Source organism: Flavobacterium erciyesense (assembly GCF_018069925.1).
Lineage (GTDB): Bacteria > Bacteroidota > Bacteroidia > Flavobacteriales > Flavobacteriaceae > Flavobacterium > Flavobacterium erciyesense.
Map to the genome: position 1 here is coordinate 159,538 of NZ_JAGPXB010000004.1, position 22,098 is coordinate 181,635.

Genomic DNA, 22,098 nt, shown 5'->3' on the forward strand with positions numbered 1-22,098 from the left:
CTAATTTCAATAGTAAGACAACTATAAAGTACTTTACCCTACCTCAAAATGGTATTATTTTAAAAAAATATTAAAGAACTACACGGTAAACCTTCACTTTTAAGCATATCCTCCTTTGTAAAGCTGACCAATAAATAAGACTTGAACATAAAAAAGACCTGCTTCATTTTTGCTTTTCAAATCTCAAAAATTAAAGCAAATCTGTAACAAAACAAGTTTTTAAGCTACTAAATAAAGAACTAAACTCTAATAAACTATGAACTTAAAATCTTCATTATACTGTGGCTTGCTACTAGTAGCAAGTACGGTAACATTTGCACAAGATGCACTCTGGTTGCGCCATCCCGCGCTTTCTCCTGATGGTAAAAACATTGCTTTTGGCTATAAAGGTGATATTTATGTTGTTAATGCCCAAGGTGGTACCGCAGTTCCAATTACGATACACGAAGGACATGACATGATGCCTGTTTGGAGCAAAGACGGAAAGCAAATTGCTTTTGCTAGTGACCGCTACGGAAATTTTGATGTGTTTACGCTGCCCGTAACTGGAGGAACGCCTACCCGACTAACCTTTAATTCAGCGGCTGATTATCCGTATGATTTTTCACCTGATAGCAAAAAGGTTTTATTTGGTTCTAGCCGTCAAACAAGCAGCAATAACATTCATTTTTACTCGCCGCGTTTGTTCCAAAACCTTTACACAGTTGCAGCAACTGGCGGAAAACCGGTGTTGGTTACTGAGGGTGGAATAGAATATGCGCGCTACAATGCAGCAGGAAATCAAATTGTTTTTCAAGACCGCAAAGGCTACGAAGACCCGTTACGCAAACACCACACTAGTAGTGTAACTCGTGATATTTGGGTATTTGATGTTAACAAAAAAACCTACACGCAGTTAAGTACTTACGAAGGTGAAGACCGCGAGCCGGTATACAGCAACGACAATCAAAATATTTTCTTTTTGAGCGAAGCCGATGGTAGCAATCAAAATATTTTCAAACAAAACCTTTCTACTAAAACAGCAACGGCCATAACTACTTTCAAAAACAATCCGGTACGTCATTTAAGCGTAGCACAAGACAATACTTTGTGCTTTTCGCAAGACGGAGAAACTTATACTTTGAAGGAAGGCCAAAGTCCACAAAAAATAAAAATTACGATTCAAAATGATGGTAAAGGCAATGTGGAGAAAAACGTACCTATTGCAGGTTCTATTTCAGAGTTTGTACCAAGCCCGAACGGAAAAGAAATTGCAATTGTTTCTAGAGGCGAAATTTTTGTGACCAATGCCGACGGCGGAAGTACCAAAAGAATTACCAACACTCCGGAGCAAGAGCGTCACGTGCAATGGTCACCAGACAGCAAAACCCTTATTTACGCCTCAGAGCGTGGTGACAGTTGGGATTTATTTACGGCAAAAGTAGAACGAAAAGAAGAAGCTTATTTTTACGCTGCTACTTTAATCAAAGAAGAAAAATTAATTACATCTGACAAGGAAGAGTTCCTACCTAAATTTAGCCCAGACGGAAAAGAAATTGCTTTTATTGAAGAACGCAACATTGTTCGTGTTTACAATTTGGCAAACAAAACCATAAGAACTATTTTACCAGAAGGTAGAAATCACAGTTATTCTGATGGCGATTTTGGTTTCAACTGGAGCGATGATAGCAAATGGCTTTTTGTAGATGATAGCATGGGTAATTTTAATGCAACGCATACCGCGATGATCAAAGCCGATGGTTCGGAAACTAAATACCCAATTATGAGTGGTTTTGGCGAAGACGCTGCCAAACAACAAATGAAAGGCAAAGCACTTGCTTGGTTGAGCAGCAAAGAAGGTCGTAAATCATTGGCCAATCAAGGCAGCAGAGAACTTGACGTGTACGCGGTATTTTTCGATAAAAAAGACTTTGAAAATTTTAAATTATCCAAAGAAGAAGCTGCTCTTGCAAAAGAAATAAAAGACAAAGAAAAAGAAGCCGAAGATAAAAAAACGGCTGCTAATACTGGTAAAAACAAGAAAGACACTCCTAAAAAAGAGGAAGCTGTAGTTTGGAATCCAGATTTGACTGACCTTGAAACTAGAAAAGTTCGTGTAACCATCAACAGTTCATCTATTGCAGATTTTGTGTTTAATGATGAAGGTAGTAAGTTGTTCTATTTAGCTTCTTTTGAAAAAGGATTCGACCTTTGGGTAACCGATACTAAAACCAAAGAAACTAAAATTTTAGCTAAACTAGGATCATCTCCAAGTACTTTATTTTTGAGCAAAGACAACAAAACATTGTTTGTTCGAAACGACGGAAGCTTGTCTAAAATTGATACGGAAAGCGGAAAAATTACGGGAGTTAACGTATCGGCTGAGATGGTTTTAAATACAGAGCAAGAACGTAACTACATTTTCAATCACATGTGGAGACAAACCGCCAAGAAATTTTACGATCCAAAATTACATGGCGTAGATTGGAAAATGTATAAAGATACTTATGCTAAATTTTTACCACACATCAATAACAACTATGATTTCCAAGAATTATTGAGCGAAATTTTAGGAGAACTTAACGCCTCGCATACAGGAGGACGCTACAGCGCTAGTTTCCCTAATATGGATGTAACAGCTTGTTTGGGTTTATTGTACGATGAAAAAAATGCTGATGATGGTTTAAAAGTTACTGAAGTAATTGTAGGCGGACCTTTTGATAAAACAGGCTCAAAACTAAAAGCAGGTGCTACTATCAATAAAATTGACAACGAAGCAATAACGGCCAATACAGATTGGGCTAAATTTCTAAACAGAAAAACAGGAAAATTAATTTTAATTTCAGGTGTAGATGCTAATGGAGTTGCCTTTCAAGAATCTGTAAAACCGATTTCATTTGGAGAAGAATCGGGTTTAATGTACAATCGTTGGATTCGCAAGATGAATCAGATTACTGAAAAATTGAGTAACGGTAAAGTAGGCTACGTTCACGTACAAGGTATGAATGACGGTAGTTTTAGAGAAGTTTTTGACCAAGTAATGGGTAAAAATTTCGAAAAAGAAGCTTTGATTGTCGACACTCGTTTTAATGGTGGTGGCTGGTTACACGATGATTTAAATACTTTATTGAGTGGCAAACGCTACCTTGAATTTGCACCACAAGGCAACCGCTTGAAAGATGCGGAACCATTAGGAAGATGGACCAAACCTAGTTGTGTTTTAATGAGTGAAGGCAATTACTCCGATGCATTTATTTTCCCATACGTGTACAAACAAAACGGAATCGGGAAGTTAATTGGAATGGGAGTACCAGGAACAGGAACGGCTGTTTGGTGGGAAACTCAAATTGATCCTTCTTTAGTTTTCGGAATTCCAATGGTAGCTACTATCGGAAAAGAAAACAGACCTACTGAAAACTTGCAAGTCAATCCAGATATTCCCGTTGCGATGAAATACGAAGATTATTTGAACGGACAAGACAAACAATTAGAAAGAGCTGTTGAAGAAATGCTTAAAACGATTAAATTTTAGATGCAATACAAATTGAATCTACCATTATACAGTACCAGATATATGTCATTTACTTTTAAAGTTTAACTTACAAATCAAAATTATATACAAATTTACAATTATTGTATTAATAATGAGCTCGATATCATGTCGGGCTCATTTAATTTAATATCATGACTAAACTCAAGCTAATTGTGACGATTTATTAAAAAAATTAAACACTAAAATTATTTGCTAACCTCAGACCCAGCAGAAGATATGAGACGAAAATATTTCTTTTAATTTTTTTTGAAACAATAATATTTTATATGTACATTTGCTTAAATTTAATTATTCTAAATAAAAACAATATGTCATTTAAAAAATTCATTTTCTGTATTTCTTTTTTAGGCAGTGCAGTGTGTTTTGCTCAAGAACAAGACACAATTAACGAATACGAACTGGAAACAGTTAAGATTATTAAGGAGAAAGTAAAAACAATAACGGGAGCTGGTCAATACATTGATGCAAAAAAATTACAAAAACTCAATCAAACAAACATTAATAATGTTTTAAGAATTATACCTGGAGTCAATATTAGGGATGAAGAAGGATTTGGTTTAAGACCAAACATTGGTTTAAGAGGTACACCTGTAAACAGAAGTGCAAAAATATCATTAATGGAAGATGGAATCCTTGCTGCACCTGCACCTTATTCTGATCCATCAGCATACTACTTCCCTACATTCGCAAGAATACAAGGTGTAGAAGTACTCAAGGGAAGCAGCCAAATAAAATATGGCCCATATACTATTGGTGGAGCTATTAATTTAATTTCAACACAAATACCAAATGAATTTAGAGGATTTGCACAACTTTCGACGGGGAGTTTTAATACAAATCAACAAAGAATATGGATTGGAGATAGTAAAAAAAATATTGATTACTTATTTGAATTCAATAGGATAGCCAGCAACGGATTTAAGCAAATGGAAAATGGTGCTAATACTGGTTTTGACAGAAGGGATGTACTAGGAAAACTGCGTTGGCACACAAGTAAAACGGCTAAAATTAGTCAATCTGTTCTACTTAAAGTAGGGAACACATTCGAGGACAGTAAAGAAACTTACTTAGGTCTTACCCTTGATGACTATAACAATAACTCCAGAAGAAGGTACTTAGGAACGCAGAGAGACCTTTTAGATTTACGTCAAGAACAGATTAGCATTACTCACAACATAAACCCTTTTGATAAATTCTATGTTACTACATCAGGATATTATACAAAAGTGTTCAGAGATTGGGCCAGAGCAAACACCTTTGGTGGACAAAGTATAAATAATATTCTTGCTGATCCATCTGCTAACCAAACTGCATATAATATTATGACAGGTGTGGCAAATGGCAACATTTCGTATCAAAGTGCTGCAAGAACATATTACACTAAAGGTATTCAAACAGCATTAAACTACCAGTTTGATACAGGACAAATAAAAAATAAAATAGAACTTGGCATTCGCTTTCACGAAGACCAAGCTGATAGATTTGGAACAACTTCAACATATGCTATGACTAACGGTATAATGATATTGACAAATGCTGGTGTGAAAGGAAATCAAGAAAACCAGATCAGAAATGCAAAAAGTTTAGCTTCATATATCACATACGAAATAAACTATAAAAACTTGAAGCTTAGCCCAGGCGTGCGTTACGAGAAAATTCAATTAGACTTTGAAAATTACGGAAATGCCGACAATGCTAGATTGGGAACTAATTTGAGAAAAGCAAAGAATGAATTATCAACAGTTTTACCAGGAATTGGCATGAACTACAGCATTAACACATCTATGAATATTTTTGGAGGTGTTCACAAAGGATTTTCACCTCCGGGAATGCCTTCAGTAACTTCAACTGTCGGACAGGCAAAAATAGAAAAATCTTTAAATTACGAACTCGGTTACCGTATCGAAAAACGATATGTAATTGGACAAATAGGTGGTTTTATCAATGACTATTCGAATATTTTAGGATCTGATAATATATCTGGTGGCGGAGCAGGTACAGGTGATTTATTTAACGCAGGAAATGCAAAAATTAAAGGAATTGAAGCCTCAATTGATATAAATATTGCCGATGCATTAAAAATTAACAATCCTAATATTAAACTGCCGCTTAACATTGCATATACTCACACTAATGCAAAATTCCAAGATACATTCGTTAATGGAGGTGGCGACTGGGGATCAGGAACCATAAACAAAGGTGACTTTATACCATTTATTACACCTAATCTTTTGACTTGTAGCTTAGGTTTTGAAAATAAAAAATTTAATACAACACTTACTGGAAGATACACTGGTACCACCAGAATTAAACCTGGTCAAAGTGATGAAGTAGTGCCACAAAATGGCATTTTGTACAATAATGTAACAGCAATAGATGGATTTTTAATTATTGATTTATCATCAAATTATATATTAACAAAAAATTTAACCATTTTCACGCTATTCAATAATGTAACAAATAACAAATCAATTGTAGCTAATTTACCTCAGGGATATCGCCCAAACTTACCCCTTAGTTATAACTTGGGACTTAAGTTTAACTTATAGTTTATTAAAATAACTAGTAATAGAAAAAGAATTGTAAAAGAAAGGTAGTTGAAAGACTACCTCTTTTTTTTTCAATAATTATGACTGAAATTAACATTGAATGATGGCAAAATATATTGGCATCCCAAAAGTGATGTTAAAAGGGAACGTTACTGCTAGTGCCATTGGCAAAAAGATTCCCGGATTTGCTTTAGGAACTGCAATTTTCATGGCCGCTGGAACAGCAATATAAGAGGCACTTGCAGCTAGAACTGCAAATATAAAACGGTTCCCGATATCGGCTGTTGCAAAGTGACTCAAATAGGCAACAACACTCCCATTGATTAAAGGAATTACTACGGCAAAGGCAAAACTAAACCAGCCACTTTTAAAGAAATCACCCAATTTACGGCCACTCACAATTCCCATATCTAATAAAAATAAGGCCAGAAAACCTTTAAAAATATCAGTAGTAAAAGGTTTTATTCCCAATGCCTGTTGATCACTAGCGAGCAAACCAATAATTAAACTTCCTAAAATTAAAAGCACACTTCCGTTTGTGAAAGAATGAGTTACGATGGTGGATAATTTTGTTTTCAGCACATTATTATTACTAAACAATCTGATTAATATTACACCTACAATAATAGCTGGAGCTTCCATTAAAGCCATTACGGCTACCATGTGACCACTAAAATTGAAATTTTGCAATTCTAAAAATGAAACTGCTGTTACAAAAGTTACTGCGCTTACAGATCCATAAGTTGCAGCGATCGCGCCCGCGTTTTCAATGCTGTATTTCTTCTTTAAAATAAAAAAACAATACAATGGAATAATCAAAGCGATTCCAACTCCAAAAAAAATCGACCATAAAATATCAATGGTAAAATGACTATGGGCCAACTCTTGACCTCCTTTAAACCCAATTGCAAAAAGCAAATACAAAGAAATAAACTTGGAGCTGCCTTCTGGGATTTGCAAATCACTTTTGACTAAAACGGCTATGATTCCGAGGACAAAAAAAAGTAAAGCGGGATTGGTAAGGTTTTCAATTAATAAATTCAAATTCATAGTAAAGTGTCTTTTAATTACCGATTTCGCTTGGTAATTTTATTGATAGATAAAGTAAAGAATACTTGTTTTTTATTTTTTAGCTGCGCGTTTTAGTCTGTCATTAATAGTTTTGCCCAATCCAATATCTGGAAAACGCTCCACTAAAATCAAATCTAATTTTTGGCTATCCAAGCGGTGTAATGCTGCGTATAAACGGGAGCTTGCTTCTGCTAATGAGCCTGATTTTGAAAGCACCTCCTGCGCAACAATACAGTCACTTTGATAAGTGTTGCTAAAAGACAACACGCCAACTCGCAATTTCAAATTTTGGTTTAAATCCAAACTCATAGCAGTAGTCAACTGCGTAGTTGTAGCGGGCGCATAATGGCGGGCTAACATGCCTGGAGCTGGCGGTGCTTTTTCATTGTAATTATGTACCGCTACAGGCCCAACTACCGCCTCAATGTCCTCAATAGCAAGAGAACCCAAACGGTATAAAACAGGCTCGTCGTTTTCAAAACCAATAATGGTCGACTCGATGCCTTTGTGACAGCTTCCACCATCTAAAATTAAGGGAACCTCTTCTTGAAAATACTGCGCTACATGACTGGCTTGTGTTGGACTAATAGACCCAAACGGGTTGGCACTTGGTGCAGCCAAAGGAAAATCGAGCTGTTCTAAAAGTGCCAAAGTAAGCTCATGATTAGGCACACGTACTGCAACAGTGTCTTTACCAGCCGTCACCAAATCTGGTACATTGGACTGCTTTTTTAAAACCATCGTCAAGGGACCCGGCCAAAAAGCAGCAGCCAAGTGCGCAGCTTTAATTGGAATTTCTCGTGCAACTTGAGGCAAACTTTCAACTGATTTTAAGTGTACGATTAAAGGATTGAAAGTTGGTCTTTTTTTGATACTAAAAATAGAAGCGATAGCTTTAGGGCTAAAAATATTTCCTGCTAACCCATAAACAGTCTCTGTAGGAATGGCGATAACTTCTTCTTGATTTAATAATGCAATTGCCTCTGGGATAGATTTTGATATAGTATTCATTACTTAAGGGTTACAATAATCACAATACATGGGATCTTCTGTTGTTTTTTGATACGGAAATGAAACTTCAAGTGTGTGTTGACACTTTTTACAATTATAAACATGGCTTAAAGTAGAACGTGTAGGTGATTTGCACCATTCACAAGGTAAACCAAGTTTAGCTTCTGTAACTACAAATCCTGGCGTGCTGCACTCCGGACAAACAGATTGAACGGCTTGAAGCAACTTTTGAGCCGCTAATTCAATAACTTTCATGCGTGTAGGGTTGTTATGCGCTCTCATATCGGTCTCGGCATAAACAGAGCCGTATATTTTTTGCAAATGCTCAAAACAACTTTGTAATTGCAGCATGTTGTCAATTCCTTTTAAAATTGATTCGTTATTTTTGGGACCGCTGCGCAAAATAATAGCATGAGAAGGAAAGTGAATTCTCTCTGCGAAATCCAATAAATCTTGCCAAGTTTCTGTTGTTGTTCCATAGAAATTAGTGTCTAAACTGATTTCTCGAACCACAATTTCGAGTTCGTTTTTTTTATCTATAAAAATCAAAAATTCTTCATCCGCTTGCGCAAAAAATAAACTGGGATGAGCACCAAACGACCCCTCACTTGCTATGGCTAAATCACAATCAAAAGCGGTCATCGCAGCAAGACATTTTTCGCGAACCGTTTGTAAAGCAGTTGATTGCCTATCGATTTCACCAGCAAAAGTGCCAAAAATATCGGTATCAAAAGCAGTAGGAACAAAACAGCTTACACTAAGCCCATTTTCAAAAATGGGTGCAATTACCCGCTCTTTCTGATGTTTGGTTACGATCAGTAACTTTCTGTCTTTAAATAGCTCCATCTGTTTTGGCTTTAGGCCTTACCTCAATTTGAATGATGCCGTTGATGAGCAATTCTAAATCTTTTTCCTCAGCCTCTTTAATCAGCATTCTAATATAATCAGATGCCTCTATTAAAGTTTCTTGTCGTCGTTTTGAATGCTGAAAATCTCTATTAAACTTAAATTCACTGCCGTATTTTTCCAAACTGTGGTAATTTACTTTGGTTTTGATCAGCGAATACAAAACTTTTCCTGCCTCAAGAGGTTCAAATTTTCCCTCGATTAATTTAAATTGAAATTGCTTTTTCATGCTTTCTTTTTTGGTGTCAAAGTGAAATAGAACATAAAAAATTAATATTGCTAAAGCGAATATCAAATGATATTTTCGGTCATTTCGATTGCTCTTTAAGCCCAAGTAAAAAACAAAAACTAAAGTTAAAAATGCCTTTTTTGCTTTTAGTTTATTTCATACTGGGGCTTTTGTTTTTCATAGTGCAAAGGTATAATAGACTAATCATTAATTTTTATTTATATTTATAATGATAATCATAAACAATTTTAATACATCACGGTAAAATTAAAAATACCAACTAAAGATCAAACACATACGCTCAAAAAGACAAGATAAAACAATTAAAAAAAAATCCTGAAACAATTGTTAGCTTATGATTAAACCAAATGTGACTATCATAAGAAGCTTTTAGCAAATAATAATTTTGATAGTTCAGTAAAAGTAGAGGCTTAGCAGTTGATTTTTAAATGCGAGAGAATTGCATTTTATTCGTATTCAAACACCATAGGGAAATGAGAATGATATTGTGAAGTTCTAACTACAACATTAAATTAAATAAGGAACTATCGCATTTTTTACAGCATTACATTAGCTTGCATACTGACGCAAATAGAGTATGGCTTGTTGTTGCGCTACAGCAATCACCTCATTTTGAAGAACAAACTCATTTTCGTAAAAAGACAATGTACCTGCACGATCAATTGAAGCAATTTGTTGTTTCGCTTTGTTTTTAAAATGAAGCAGCTCATTTTCAATAGTGATCAATTTTTCTTTAGAAATTTTTAAAGCTCCCGTTTGATAATTCTCTAAATTATAAAGTGTACTCAATTCCATTTCCTCTACTTGCTGAATTAAAACCTTTAAATGAAAAGGATTTTCTACCAAAGGAATTATGGATCGAATGGCTCTCAGAATTCTTTTTACAACCGTTGGATCCTCTTTTCCCCATTGAAAAATTTGATCAAAACAAAAGTCGATGAATTCTTCAAAGTCAAACTCATTGACCTGAATTTTAGCTGTACTCAAAGCTCTTGCATCCGTTGAAGGAAAAGATTTCAAAGCCAATTCCTTAGCAATTTCCCCTATTTGATCAATACAATTCAAGCAAGTTGTAGGGTCATTCACTGCTGGAGATATAGCTTTGATAGCAATATCAACTAATTTACGTACTCCAAAATTGATGTCTTGCGTATGACTCCTGAACTGCTCTACCTTGAAGGCGCTCTTAACCAACGCACTAACCCTACGTTGCACCACTTGCGCTTGGGTTTCCGTTAAAGGTTGATTAAAAACCAAAGTCACCAAAGTAGTAGTTTCTTTCATGATGAACTCACCAATAATGGGTTTTTGATACGCATTTTCAAAACAAGCACCAACATCGGAATCCGTGAGTACATCAACAATTGTCTTGAGTTTTACATAATTGACACTATCTAAATAACCGGAATCAAACGGACTTAAAACTTGTATCTTGTATTTATCTGAATTGATTAAAGCCCTTTTGTACAACAAACTACTCCCTTTTTTCCAATTTTCTTGGTAAAGCAAATTAATCTCTGCCATCATATCTACCTTGATGCTGTTGGTAATACTAGACACATTCATATTGATGCTCAAATAGGTAATCATGTTGGGATACGACCACGATAAACCGTAAAAAGCCAACAATGTGCCCAATGATAAAGTAACTAAAAACGGAGTTTCAGGGAAAAAGACAGTCACTAATTGCGGCAAGATGCACAACGAAATACTACCTACAATAAGACCGATGAATTTCTGCATTTTAAAGTCGGTTATCAAAAAATGCCTCAGAATTCGCGGAGAAAACTGTGACGAAGCCAACTGCATCACCACAAAAATAACCGAAAAAGTAGTCAATGAAATACCTATCAAAATAGAAACTAAAATATTGGTTACAGAGAGCAAACTCTCGTAAGTAGCACGAATATCTAAATGAAGGATTTGCCCAAAATCAACATTTTTTTCAAGCAACATCACCGCAGAGCCAATCACCACGACGTATAAAACACCCAAAAAAGTACCTACATCTTTTAACTGATGAATAAACATGTTCTTTACTTGGTATTTGATATTATGGTACATCATTTCAGTTTTGGTATTAAAATACAGTTAGTTAATCTGGTTTTCTTAAAAAAAGAATTCCTATTGGTACATCTTTGCTTTGTAAAAAAAGTTCTCGTTCAATGCCAAGTCTTTTTTACCATTGACTCTTTGAAAATTATTTACTCGAAAAAAAATCTTTTTGTAACAAGATTGGCAAATCAAAAATAATCAAATTGAAAGATGAAAGTTGCAATTGCAGCATTTTAATTTCAAGTGAGCGAATAGCATTCGCGAAAGCGCTATATTGTTTTAGTACCTTTGCTTCACGCCGATAAACAGTAACAATTTACATCGGCTACAGCCAAACCATAAAGATTGAACCTTCTTCATAAAACAGTAAACATGAATTTACAAATTGAAACTCCTGCCCTACTTTTTGGCGCTACTTCGCTAATTTTATTGGCGTACACCAACCGATTTTTAACCATTGCTACCATTGTTCGTGGCTTAAAAAAAACATACAAAGAGAAAGAAAGCGCGCTCATATTACTAGAAATTAAAAATTTGAACCTACGCCTTACACTCATTCGCAACATGCAAATGGTAGGTGTTCTGAGCTTGTTTTTAAGTGTTTTCGCCATGCTATTACTTTTTTTAGAACAAGCAACGGCAGGTATCTATTTGTTTGGTGGAAGTTTGTTTTTCCTATTACTTTCCCTCGGCTTATCGTTTTGGGAAATATCAATATCTGTTAATGCCTTGCGCTTGCACCTGAGCGATTTGGTACAAAATGAAAAATAAAAAAAATGCTCCTAAACAGATTTGTTAGAAGCATTTTTATTTTAGCAGATGATGACAATTATTGGTTTAGCAAACCACCTTCTTCTTTTTTATCGGTGTTTAACAAACTCGGACTTTCTTTAGCCAATTTGTTGCGCGTTGGAATTTTATAATTCAAACTAAAACCAAAACGTCTCGTATCTTGCTTGTTACTGATAAAAATTGGCGTTTCAAAAGCATTGAACGCATTGCGATTTTTATCTAAAACATCATCTACGTACACAGACAATGTCAATTGATCTTTTAAAAACTTTTTCGAAAAAGTCAAATCAAGCGAATTGCGTATGGGAGCCACGGCAATAAAATAGAAGTAATTTCCCTTTGGTACGATATAATTGTAATTGGCAACAAATTTTATTTTTTGTGGCAACACTAACTGCGACATGAAGTTTAAAACCCAAAAACCTTTGGTGTCAACTCTAGGAATATCGTGCAATTGGTATCCAGCATACACGTATAAAAAATTCATGGTATCTGGATTTACGTTCATTTTCATTGTCTCTGCTAATCCTTTCGTAAAAAGCATGTACGGAATTGGCATCCCGATATTGAAATTGTGAATTTTTACTTCCGGAATATTTTCGTTGGTATTGGCAACAACAGTGCCGTCAACCATTACCCTTTGAATAACTTGATTTTTAGCCGAACTCAAATTATAACTGATAAAAGCATAATCAAAAGCACTCAGTTTTACTTCGTAATTATCAAAAATAGTTGGCTGTAGGTTCGGGTTTCCTGAGTATTCTATATTTGGGTTTTGATAGTTAGTATTGTTTGGGTTTAATGCTGATGTACTTGGCAAGGTAATTTTCTTGTTGTAATTTACATTAAAATTGATGGCGTTGGTAAAATTGTACTGCGCACTTGCATTAGGAAAAAATCGAAATTGTTTAAAAGTGCTCAAAGCAGCCACATCCGTATTACCCGTTATATTGTAATCTTCGGCACGGCCTCCAACAATGAAATTCAGTTTGTCAAATTTTGTTTGAACTTCAAAGTAGCTCGCGGCTGTTCTTCGTTTGTACTCTAAATTGGTAACACCTCTGTTTGAAGTATCAAAAAGCAACTCTTCGTACAAAGCTCCAATACTCAATTTACCTTCGTCAGAAAAATCAAAAGGTTGCGAAAAATCTACTTTTCCGTTGTAAACTTTCTGATGCGAAGTGTTATCCAATGTTGGTGTTGTATTGGCAGTTGGACGCAATAGGAAATCGTTAGTATTGGAATTATAATTGAATTTGAATTCTAATTTCTTTGCAGGATTATCAAATTTTTTCTGGTACGTAATTACGGCATCCTGACGCAAACCATCAGTTACCGAAGTATCATCAGTGTTAAATCCAGGACCTGAACCCAAGGTATTACTGTTGTTATCGTTTTTTGTAAAGTCATAATTCAACAGCAATCGATCCTTACCGATATCGAATGTCAAAGCCGATTTCACAAAATTAGTGCGTCCTAATCGGTCCGCATCAGTTTGTGATAATACTGTAGTTGTTCCGTTTTCTTTGCGCTCCAAAGCCGTCCAAACTGCAGACTCGCGGTAGTTTTGACCAAAATTAAGCTGCCATCCAAAATATTTGTTTTTAGCACTTAATAACAAACTGTTATTCATTCGCAAACGAACATCATCATAATCTGTAATACTGGTACTGTTGGTATACGTTGCACTCAAATAGTTTTTCGCATTCCTGTTGGTAATAATGTTAAGGATTGCGCCACCCGAAGTAGCAGGAAACTCGGCTCCTGGCTGGGTAATAATTTCGATTTTTTCGATAGCATTGGCCGGCATTCCCTCCAAAAAAGCGTTTAATTCATTAGTAGAAATATTCAGCGGACGCCCGTCCATAAAAACATCCAATTGCTTACCTTGATACATCATCCCGGCAATATCCGAAGCAATTAAACCGGGTAATTTTTTGATTCCTTCTAAAACAGAACCGGTATTGAGATTGGCCTGTTCCGAAAAGTTAAAAATAGTTCGATCGGCTTTTTGCTCGATGGCCTTTTTGTTTTTAACGATTGTTACTTCTTTTAATTCGTTCGTTTTTTCAGTTTCGACTTCTGTTTTTTGTTCTGGGGCCGTTTGCGCAGAAGCTGTGTAAAAATGAAACATACTTACTACTGCTAGGCCAATGATTTTTTTCATAATTGATTTGATTGATGCCCATAAGTAGCAATTGTAGAGAATATGTTACAGTGGCACGGTTCATGAAATTGTTTTTATTGATGGTAAATGTTAAGAATTAGCTACATCCTTAAACCTTTCACAACTCAAGCCATCTAATAATAAAGCAATTACCGATATGAAATCATCTGTATTATGGTCGTTACGACTCGGATTTTCGGCCAAGCAAGCCGATTTTATTGAAAAAAATGGCGTGAATGATTTTCTAGAAAAATCTTTTGCTACCACAATCGATAACCAATTGCCCGATTATTTGGCTACAAGCCCAAAAACATTGGCTGAATTTAAAGAGCTGAGACAAACACTCAAAGATGCAAACTCAGATCAAGCCAAAGCCATCCGAAAGCAAGAAGCGCAAACGTCATTGGAAATGAAAATGGCTTGGATCGAAAAAATGCAGCAAGATGCTTTTCCGCTTCGTGAAAAAATGACCTGCTTTTGGCACAACCATTTTGTATCGACCATTCAAAAAGTAAAAGTCAATTATTGGATTTACCAACACAACCAAATCCTAAGAACACACGCTTTTGGGAATTTCAAAACGCTTACCAAATTAATCGTTCAAAGCAATGCCATGGTGCGCTACTTAGATAATGTTGACAATCGAAAAGGAAAATGGAACGAAAACCTAAGTCGAGAACTCCTAGAACTTTTTACTCTTGGTATTGGGAATTACACCGAAATGGATATCAAAAACGGAGCAAAAGGACTCGCAGGTTTGGGTATTGGTGAAGAGAAAGCGCAATACAGGAAGTTTCTTGAAGATAATGAGCCTTTTACTTATTTGGGTAAAAAAGGGAATTTAAAAGCCGATCAGCTCATTGATGCTATTTTTGAACAAAATGCTATACCTTATTTAATCACTCGAAAAATACTGCAATGGTTTATTTATGATAATCCTTCCGAAGATTTGGTGCTGTACTACGGTGATTATTTCCGCAAAGTAAACTTTGAAATACAACCGCTTTTGGTAAAAATGATAACCGAAGAATATGATAAAAAAACGGCTGGTTCGAAGATTAAAAATCCACTTGAATTCAGTCTGCAACTTTTAGATGAATTACAAATAAAAAACCCAAATACGCGAGGTTTGGTGCTATTCATGAAAGAACAAGGCATGGATTTATTCAATCAACCCAATGTAAAAGGTTGGGATGGCGGCAACTCGTGGCTGAGTTCTCAAATGTACTTACAGCGCAACAATGTAGCCGATTTGCTTTGTAACGGAAAAGGAAATTTTAGGAACCAAAATGCGAACAAAATGATGAGCGATAAGCCAATGCGCCAAACATCCGTGCAACTTAATTGGGATAAAAAGGCATCACACAAAAAAATAATTGCCCAATTGTCTGACCGTTTGCTGTTTCAAGTAGAAGCCAACGCGCAAGCCGACTTTGAAAAATTAATAAAATACGATTTTGACAGCAATGCCATTGGGGCTGATTATGCCGTATTGCGTTTGTTTAATTATATGGTAAAATCGCCCGAGTTTCAAATCATTTAAATCTACAGTTATGAACAGAAGACACTTTTTAACACTAACAGGAACGCTAACTGGTGGCGCATTGCTGCTTCCTGACTTTTTATATTCTTATGGTTCACAAAGTAATTTGGTAGTTGGTGAACAATGTGTTGTATTTGTACAACTCAATGGCGGTAATGATGGCTTGAATACTTTTATTCCGTTTTCAGATCCTTTGTATTACGAACTCCGCCCAAAAATCGCCATTAGTAAAGGTGATGTTGCTTCGGCCACAAATGATATGGCCTTTCATCCTGCTTTAAGTGGCTTTGCGCAAATGCAACAAAACGGCGATTTGAGTGTTTTGCAAAATGTAGGTTACCCGAATCCGGTTCGCTCCCATTTTCGCAGTCAAGAAATTTGGCAAACAGCCCCAAAAGAACAAGAGTATTTGAATGATGGCTGGCTGGGTCGCTATTTGGATTTACAATGCAAAGAGCACCAACCAACTGCAGGAGTAAATATTGACACGATTGATAATTTAGCATTGAAAGGCGATGCTCCCAATTCTATTACAGTAAAAGATCCGAGCCGATTTGTGGTAAAAAGAAATTCGGAAGCTCCCGTTCAGCTTTCAACCAATCCCCAATTGGATTTTGTTCGAAAAATTGCCAACTCAGTAGTTGAAGGCGCAGACGATATTCAAAATGCGATAAGCAAAGCTGCAGCTTCAGAGATTGCTTATCCAAAAACAGGATTAGCCAAAAATTTAGAGTGGATTGCCAAACTTATCAAAGGAAACTTGAACTCAAAAGTATATTACACATCGCTCAACGGTTTTGATACTCATGACAATCAACTGGCTATTCATAAAAACAAACTTACTGAATTGAATGATGCAGTTTTTAGTTTTTACCAGGATTTAAAGAAATCACAACAACTGTATCAGGTAACAATCGTCGTTTTTTCTGAATTTGGTCGCCGTGTAAAAGACAATGGTAGCGGTACCGATCATGGCACTGCGGCTCCAATGTTTATCATTGGCGGAAGCAATAAAGGAAAAGTAATTGGAGCCAACCCGAATTTAGTTGATTTAGATCAAGGCGATTTAAAATACCAACTCGATTTCAGAAGTGTGTACGCGTCCTTACTGCAAAACAAACTGCAATTTGACCCTAAAAAAATCGGACTTATGAATGATCCCGTGAAAGGGCTTTTTTAATCACTTTAAAAAACTATCTTTGCCCGCTTTTAAAATTTGAAACAAAGATGATAAATAATAGTGTACTTAAAGGAGTTTTTTTAGTTGGATTAGGCGCTACAAGCTACGGAATGCTGGCAACTTTTGTAAGAATGGCTTATGATGAAAATTATACAACTGCAGAAGTAACTGTTTCACAATTTGTTTTTGGAATTATTGGAATTTTATTAATCAATGCATTTCAAAGAAACCGAAACAACAATACAGCGGTGAAAGCATCTAAAAAAAACAAATCACAATTAATGCTTGCTGGAACTTCAACTGGACTAACGAGCGTTTTTTATTATTTAGCGGTAAAATTTGACATTCCTGTTTCAATTGCTATTGTTCTTTTAATGCAAACAGTTTGGATTGGCGTGCTATTAGAATGGTTTTTAGAGAAAAAAGCTCCTTCTAAAGTCAAAACTATATCTGTAATTATTGTTTTAATTGGTACTGTTTTAGCAACTAACTTACTAAATTCAGATGTGAAATTAAATCCATTAGGAATCTTTTTTGGATTGTTAGCAGCAACTTCATTTACCACAACCATGTTTACTGCAAATAGAATTGCAACCGAAATTTCATCGGCGCAAAGAAGTCTTTACATGCTTTTTGGTGGCGGAATAATGGTTTTAATTTTCGCACTAATTACACAAATAATTCCAAATGAATTTCCAGCAATAGCTGATGCTTTAGGAGTTTTTTCTACGGCAAAAGATTTTAATTTTAGTATTTTCTTCAAATGGGGAATTATACTTTCTCTATTTGGAACAATTATTCCGCCAATGCTTTTAAACGCAGGATTTCCTTTAACAGGAATTGGTTTGGGAAGTATTGTTTCGGCTCTGGAACTCCCCGTATCAGTACTTATGGCGTATTTTCTTTTGAACGAAAAAGTAATTCTACTTCAATGGGTTGGAATTGTTTTAATCATCTTGGCAATTGTGATTATGAATGTGAATTTTAAGAAAAAAGCTTAATATCTATTTACAACATTTATGCTAATTTCATTTAAATTTTTATAAATTCGTGACAAATCTATTTATCATGAATTTACCTTGGCATTTGTACGGGATGGCTTTTATTTATTTCATTGCGGGAATCAATCATTTTCGCAATCCTAGATTGTATTTAAAAATCATTCCGCCCTACATCCCAAACCACAAGCTTATGAATTACGCAAGTGGTGCTGCCGAAATTATTTTAGGAATCGCATTGTGTGTACCTGTGCTCTCTACCTATGCTGCTTGGGGTGTGATTGCTTTGTTGATCGCTATTTTCCCAACGCATTTGTACATGTATTTTGACCCAAAAGCACATATGGGCTTACCTAAATGGTTATTGCTTTTGCGCATGCCATTGCAGTTCGCTTTAATGTTTTGGGCGTACCAATACACCTAAAAGCCATGAACTCCTTGTTTGTCAATTCTTCGGAATCGCCTTTACTTCAGCTTCCTGATGCAGACATTCAATACTTTCCTCAGTTTTTTTCAAAAGAAGAAGCCGACCGAATTTTTACTGATTTGCTTCAAAATATCCCGTGGCAACAAGACGATATTCGTGTTTTTGGCAAAGTGCATCCGCAGCCACGCCTTACCGCTTTGTTTGGCAACGAGGGAAAATCCTATTCGTATTCTAATATCACCATGCAACCGCATCCTTGGTCGCCACTTTTACTTCAGCTAAAGGAGAAAGTAGAAGCTGTGGCCCAAACGCATTTTAGCACTGTGCTACTCAATCAATACCGCGACGGAAGAGACAGCAATGGCTGGCATGCCGATAACGAAAAAGAATTAGGTGTTAATCCGGTAATTGCATCACTTAGTTTTGGCGCCGAAAGACAATTTCAACTCAAGCACAACGAGATTACCAATTTAAAGAAAAGCATAACCCTAGAGCACGGAAGTTTTTTACTCATGCAAGGAACCACGCAACATTGCTGGAAACATCAAATTCCGAAAACCGCAAAACCAGTTGGCAACCGAATCAATTTAACGTTTAGAATCATAAAATAACTCTTCCAAAAACGATATCCTACATTCCAATTTTAAAAAACACCACTCATACAAGTACATTTAAAAGAAAAATTTGGAAAGAGCGTAAAAAAAAACGGTATTTGATGAAAACTAATTACTTTTTTTATTAATATTGATATCAAATACAATTGTAATTTATTAATCATTAACAACTTATTTGAATTAATTTTCACGTGATGAAAAAGAGTAACCGAAAAGAATTAAACTGGGAGCAAACAGAAAAACTTGTTGCTATGGCTTTAGAAGAAAAAAATCCTTTTGAAATCATAAAAAAAGAATTTGGTCTGGCAGAAAAAGAGATTCTCGAAATCATGAAAAAGAAAATGCCAGTTGAAAAATTCGAAATGTGGAAAAAGAAAGCAATCGCAAATAAACCAAAACCAAAACCACTCAAAATAGACGATTTTGATGAAGACTTAGACGGCAAATATTACATAAAGAATAAATTAGACTAATACTGAAAACTCCTGAATTTATCAGGAGTTTTTTTGTTTTAAACCACCAAAAAACATGGTTCACGTTACTAAAAAAGATGATTGTTTAACTTTTGAAATTCAAGGATGGCATAAATTATGGGCTTTTGAAAATCAAATAACGGTTAGACAAGATCAAATTACGAAAGCTTATCAGGATGAAACTGAAATTAAATTTTGGCAAGGTTTTAGATGTCCTGGTACCGAAATACCAGGACTTATTACAGCAGGAACCTATTACCAAAACGGTAAAAACTTTTGGGATGTGTGCGACAAATCGAAAAGTATCATTGTAGAATTACAAAATCATACTTTCAAAAAATTATTCATTGAAGTACCCAATACTCTAGAAACACTAGCTTTAATCCAAGAGTTCCACTATCAAACATAGTATTCCAATTGTAAAACGATAAAAGCCAAACTCTTTTACTTTTTTAAAAACTACAATTGTAACAAATGGTGCTTTACACCGACCAATAAGCAAAATTAAATATACACAATGAAAAGAATACTTTATTCCTTAGCGCTTGCAAGCGTACTATGGAGTTGTAAAACAACAAATACCGTAACATCGGCAAAAGCCAAAGAACAAATTAATGTAAACATTAACTTAACGGATGTAAAAGACGACAAGGTTTTGGTTACCGTTGTTGCTCCAAAAATAAATGCTGATGAAACAACATATAGTGTCCCAAAGATAATTCCAGGGACCTACTCTGTTGATGATTACGGCAAATACATCGAAGACTTTAAAGCATTTGACAGCAAAGGAAATTTACTAAGCACTAGCAAAGCAGATGAAAATACTTGGATAATAAAAAATGCAAAAACATTAGCGAAAATTACTTATTTGGTAAATGATACTTTTGACACCGAAAAAGGTAATGGTTTTGGCAATAACGATGTGTTTTCACCAGCAGGAACTAATATTGATTCAGGAACTAATTTCATGTTGAACATGCACGGTTTTGTAGGTTTTTTTAAAGACAAAAACGACTTGCCATATACCGTAAACATTGCCCATCCTGCAAACTTGTGGGGAGCTACCTCAATGACTGATCGAGATGCAAGTCAAACCAATGACGTATTTAGCATGCCTCGTTATGCTGAATTGATCGAAAATCCGGTGATGTATGCCAAACCTGACTATACTACCTTTACTGTTGATGGAATGGAAATTTTGATTGGAGTATTTTCGCCTGGCGGCAAAATAACTGCAGAAAGCATCACGCCTGAAATGAAAACAATGATGATTGCTCAAAAAACATTTATGGGCAAAATCAATGCAACTAAAAAATACACCGTATTGTTGTATTTATCAAGCATGAAACCTAATGATGCTAAGGGTTTTGGCGCTTTAGAACACCCTACAGCTACAACGGTTGTAATGCCTGAAGTATTGCCAAAAGACGAATTAGTAAAAAATATGAAAGATGTAGTTTCGCACGAGTTTTTTCATATTGTAACTCCATTAACCATTCACTCGAAAGAGATCCATTACTTTGATTACAATACACCAAAAATGTCAAAACACTTATGGATGTACGAAGGGGTAACTGAGTATTTCGCCAATTTGTTCCAAATCAACCAAGGCCTAATCACCGAAGAAGATTTTTACACTCGAATGGCTCAAAAGATCGAAAACGCATCTAAAATGAATGACACTATGCCATTTACAACCATGAGCGCCAATGTTCTGACAGAGCCTTACAAAGCACAATACCTAAACGTCTACGAAAAAGGAGCTCTGATAGGAATGTGTTTGGATATAATTATTCGCGAAAAAAGTAATGGCGAAAGAGGTATCTTAGACTTAATGCAAAAATTATCTGTTGAATACGGCGCTTCAAAACCATTTAATGACGAGGAGTTATTTGCCAAAATCACTTCATTTACTTATCCAGAAGTTGGCGATTTCTTGAACACCTATGTTGCAGGACCTACTCCAATACCTTATGCAGATTTCTTAGCCAAAGTGGGAGTCTCTAAAACAACTACAAAATCGCCTGGAAATGTATTTTTAAAAGGCCAAACACCTTACATCACAGTAAATCAAGCTACAAAAGAAATTTTGGTTTTACCTAATAATGAATTGAACGTCTTTTTCACTTCATTAGGTTTAAAAGGTGATGATGTACTACTTTCTTTTAATAACAAAGCTTACAGCTTGGAAAACATTTACGACTTGATTACCGATAGTCAAAAATGGAAAGAAGACGAAACAATTGTGATAAAAATAAAACGTAATAGCAAAGAACAAGTGATTACAGGTAAAGTAAAACTACCTTACGAAGAAGTAGAAAGCCTCAATGCCTCAGATTCAACTAAAAAAACACTCAAAGATGCTTGGTTGAAAGGCTAATAAAAGAGTAAACAATATAACAAATCCTAATTTAGAAATGAATTAGGATTTTTTTTGTCAAAATATGAAACTAGCGTCCGTTCATTCCAACAATTTTCTTTATTTTGCGCGAAAATAACAAATTCAAACTTGGGGTCGTTTCTGGGCAAA

The 22,098-nt window shown here is 35.4% G+C and carries 17 protein-coding genes; 11 read left to right on the top strand and 6 right to left on the bottom strand.

Annotated features, from left to right (window positions below; translation table 11 throughout):
- The first annotated feature begins 256 nt into the window (after nt 1–256).
- Together KBJ98_RS06435 and KBJ98_RS06440 are read left to right on the top strand one after the other, a co-directional pair.
- Nucleotides 257–3,511, top strand: a complete 3,255-nt coding sequence (locus KBJ98_RS06435) for a S41 family peptidase (protein ID WP_210788847.1) — start codon at nt 257–259, stop codon at nt 3,509–3,511.
- A 329-nt stretch (nt 3,512–3,840) separates the two neighbouring features.
- A complete protein-coding gene (locus KBJ98_RS06440; protein WP_210788848.1) occupies nt 3,841–6,081 on the top strand; it encodes a TonB-dependent receptor family protein in 2,241 nt (746 codons plus the stop codon).
- A gap of 90 nt (nt 6,082–6,171) precedes the next feature.
- On the opposite strand, the gene KBJ98_RS06445 is transcribed toward KBJ98_RS06440, so the two are convergent.
- The 5 genes from KBJ98_RS06445 to KBJ98_RS06465 all read right to left on the bottom strand — a co-directional run bounded on the left by KBJ98_RS06445 (nt 6,172) and on the right by KBJ98_RS06465 (nt 11,386).
- The gene (locus tag KBJ98_RS06445; protein WP_210788849.1) at nt 6,172–7,131 is read right to left on the bottom strand and encodes a sodium-dependent bicarbonate transport family permease; all 960 of its coding nucleotides are present in this window, start codon (nt 7,129–7,131) and stop codon (nt 6,172–6,174) included.
- A 72-nt stretch (nt 7,132–7,203) separates the two neighbouring features.
- Entirely contained in the window at nt 7,204–8,163 is a 960-nt protein-coding gene (locus KBJ98_RS06450) for an L-threonylcarbamoyladenylate synthase (protein WP_210788850.1), read from the bottom strand.
- A gap of 3 nt (nt 8,164–8,166) precedes the next feature.
- Nucleotides 8,167–9,009, bottom strand: coding sequence for a DUF6671 family protein (locus KBJ98_RS06455; RefSeq protein ID WP_210788852.1), 843 nt, complete (start codon nt 9,007–9,009; stop codon nt 8,167–8,169).
- Nucleotides 8,996–9,298, bottom strand: a complete 303-nt coding sequence (locus tag KBJ98_RS06460; protein WP_210788854.1) for a hypothetical protein — start codon at nt 9,296–9,298, stop codon at nt 8,996–8,998. Before KBJ98_RS06460 ends, KBJ98_RS06455 begins: the two co-directional genes overlap by 14 nt.
- Nucleotides 9,299–9,868: 570 nt before the next feature.
- The gene (locus KBJ98_RS06465) at nt 9,869–11,386 is read right to left on the bottom strand and encodes a DUF2254 family protein (RefSeq protein WP_210788856.1); all 1,518 of its coding nucleotides are present in this window, start codon (nt 11,384–11,386) and stop codon (nt 9,869–9,871) included.
- Nucleotides 11,387–11,746: 360 nt separating this feature from the next.
- On the opposite strand from KBJ98_RS06465, the gene KBJ98_RS06470 reads away from it, so the two are divergent.
- Nucleotides 11,747–12,145, top strand: coding sequence for a DUF2721 domain-containing protein (locus KBJ98_RS06470; protein WP_210788858.1), 399 nt, complete (start codon nt 11,747–11,749; stop codon nt 12,143–12,145).
- 58 nt (nt 12,146–12,203) lie between these two features.
- Here KBJ98_RS06470 and KBJ98_RS06475 read toward each other — a convergent pair whose 3' ends face one another.
- Nucleotides 12,204–14,333 (bottom strand): TonB-dependent receptor domain-containing protein, encoded by a 2,130-nt coding sequence (locus KBJ98_RS06475; RefSeq protein WP_210788860.1) that lies wholly within the window; start codon nt 14,331–14,333, stop codon nt 12,204–12,206.
- A gap of 157 nt (nt 14,334–14,490) precedes the next feature.
- Here KBJ98_RS06475 and KBJ98_RS06480 point away from each other — a divergent pair, with 157 nt between their 5' ends.
- The 8 genes from KBJ98_RS06480 to KBJ98_RS06515 all read left to right on the top strand — a co-directional run bounded on the left by KBJ98_RS06480 (nt 14,491) and on the right by KBJ98_RS06515 (nt 21,948).
- A complete protein-coding gene (locus tag KBJ98_RS06480) occupies nt 14,491–15,876 on the top strand; it encodes a DUF1800 domain-containing protein (protein WP_210788862.1) in 1,386 nt (461 codons plus the stop codon).
- A 10-nt stretch (nt 15,877–15,886) separates the two neighbouring features.
- The gene (locus KBJ98_RS06485) at nt 15,887–17,056 is read left to right on the top strand and encodes a DUF1501 domain-containing protein (RefSeq protein WP_210788864.1); all 1,170 of its coding nucleotides are present in this window, start codon (nt 15,887–15,889) and stop codon (nt 17,054–17,056) included.
- 47 nt (nt 17,057–17,103) lie between these two features.
- On the top strand, nt 17,104–18,057 hold the full coding sequence (locus KBJ98_RS06490) for a DMT family transporter (protein WP_210788866.1): 954 nt from the start codon (nt 17,104–17,106) through the stop codon (nt 18,055–18,057).
- Nucleotides 18,058–18,124: 67 nt separating this feature from the next.
- On the top strand, nt 18,125–18,478 hold the full coding sequence (locus KBJ98_RS06495) for a DoxX family protein (protein ID WP_210788868.1): 354 nt from the start codon (nt 18,125–18,127) through the stop codon (nt 18,476–18,478).
- Nucleotides 18,479–18,483: 5 nt separating this feature from the next.
- Complete coding sequence (locus tag KBJ98_RS06500) at nt 18,484–19,092, top strand: alpha-ketoglutarate-dependent dioxygenase AlkB family protein (RefSeq protein WP_210788869.1); 609 nt, start codon at nt 18,484–18,486, stop codon at nt 19,090–19,092.
- Nucleotides 19,093–19,289: 197 nt separating this feature from the next.
- Nucleotides 19,290–19,568, top strand: a complete 279-nt coding sequence (locus KBJ98_RS06505; RefSeq protein ID WP_210788871.1) for a DUF2805 domain-containing protein — start codon at nt 19,290–19,292, stop codon at nt 19,566–19,568.
- Nucleotides 19,569–19,623: 55 nt separating this feature from the next.
- Complete coding sequence (locus KBJ98_RS06510; protein ID WP_210788873.1) at nt 19,624–19,977, top strand: hypothetical protein; 354 nt, start codon at nt 19,624–19,626, stop codon at nt 19,975–19,977.
- Between the two features lie 108 nt (nt 19,978–20,085).
- A complete protein-coding gene (locus KBJ98_RS06515; protein ID WP_210788874.1) occupies nt 20,086–21,948 on the top strand; it encodes a M61 family metallopeptidase in 1,863 nt (620 codons plus the stop codon).
- The last annotated feature ends 150 nt before the right edge of the window (nt 21,949–22,098 follow it).

Excerpts from the sequence above, each read along its gene's own strand:
- KBJ98_RS06435 (WP_210788847.1), top strand. The coding sequence starts at position 257 with ATGAACTTAAAATCTTCATTATACTGTGGCTTGCTACTAGTAGCAAGT.
- KBJ98_RS06440 (WP_210788848.1), top strand. The coding sequence starts at position 3,841 with ATGTCATTTAAAAAATTCATTTTCTGTATTTCTTTTTTAGGCAGTGCA.
- KBJ98_RS06445 (WP_210788849.1), bottom strand. The coding sequence starts at position 7,131 with ATGAATTTGAATTTATTAATTGAAAACCTTACCAATCCCGCTTTACTT.
- KBJ98_RS06450 (WP_210788850.1), bottom strand. The coding sequence starts at position 8,163 with ATGAATACTATATCAAAATCTATCCCAGAGGCAATTGCATTATTAAAT.
- KBJ98_RS06455 (WP_210788852.1), bottom strand. The coding sequence starts at position 9,009 with ATGGAGCTATTTAAAGACAGAAAGTTACTGATCGTAACCAAACATCAG.
- KBJ98_RS06460 (WP_210788854.1), bottom strand. The coding sequence starts at position 9,298 with ATGAAAAAGCAATTTCAATTTAAATTAATCGAGGGAAAATTTGAACCT.
- KBJ98_RS06465 (WP_210788856.1), bottom strand. The coding sequence starts at position 11,386 with ATGATGTACCATAATATCAAATACCAAGTAAAGAACATGTTTATTCAT.
- KBJ98_RS06470 (WP_210788858.1), top strand. The coding sequence starts at position 11,747 with ATGAATTTACAAATTGAAACTCCTGCCCTACTTTTTGGCGCTACTTCG.
- KBJ98_RS06475 (WP_210788860.1), bottom strand. The coding sequence starts at position 14,333 with ATGAAAAAAATCATTGGCCTAGCAGTAGTAAGTATGTTTCATTTTTAC.
- KBJ98_RS06480 (WP_210788862.1), top strand. The coding sequence starts at position 14,491 with ATGAAATCATCTGTATTATGGTCGTTACGACTCGGATTTTCGGCCAAG.
- KBJ98_RS06485 (WP_210788864.1), top strand. The coding sequence starts at position 15,887 with ATGAACAGAAGACACTTTTTAACACTAACAGGAACGCTAACTGGTGGC.
- KBJ98_RS06490 (WP_210788866.1), top strand. The coding sequence starts at position 17,104 with ATGATAAATAATAGTGTACTTAAAGGAGTTTTTTTAGTTGGATTAGGC.
- KBJ98_RS06495 (WP_210788868.1), top strand. The coding sequence starts at position 18,125 with ATGAATTTACCTTGGCATTTGTACGGGATGGCTTTTATTTATTTCATT.
- KBJ98_RS06500 (WP_210788869.1), top strand. The coding sequence starts at position 18,484 with ATGAACTCCTTGTTTGTCAATTCTTCGGAATCGCCTTTACTTCAGCTT.
- KBJ98_RS06505 (WP_210788871.1), top strand. The coding sequence starts at position 19,290 with ATGAAAAAGAGTAACCGAAAAGAATTAAACTGGGAGCAAACAGAAAAA.
- KBJ98_RS06510 (WP_210788873.1), top strand. The coding sequence starts at position 19,624 with ATGGTTCACGTTACTAAAAAAGATGATTGTTTAACTTTTGAAATTCAA.
- KBJ98_RS06515 (WP_210788874.1), top strand. The coding sequence starts at position 20,086 with ATGAAAAGAATACTTTATTCCTTAGCGCTTGCAAGCGTACTATGGAGT.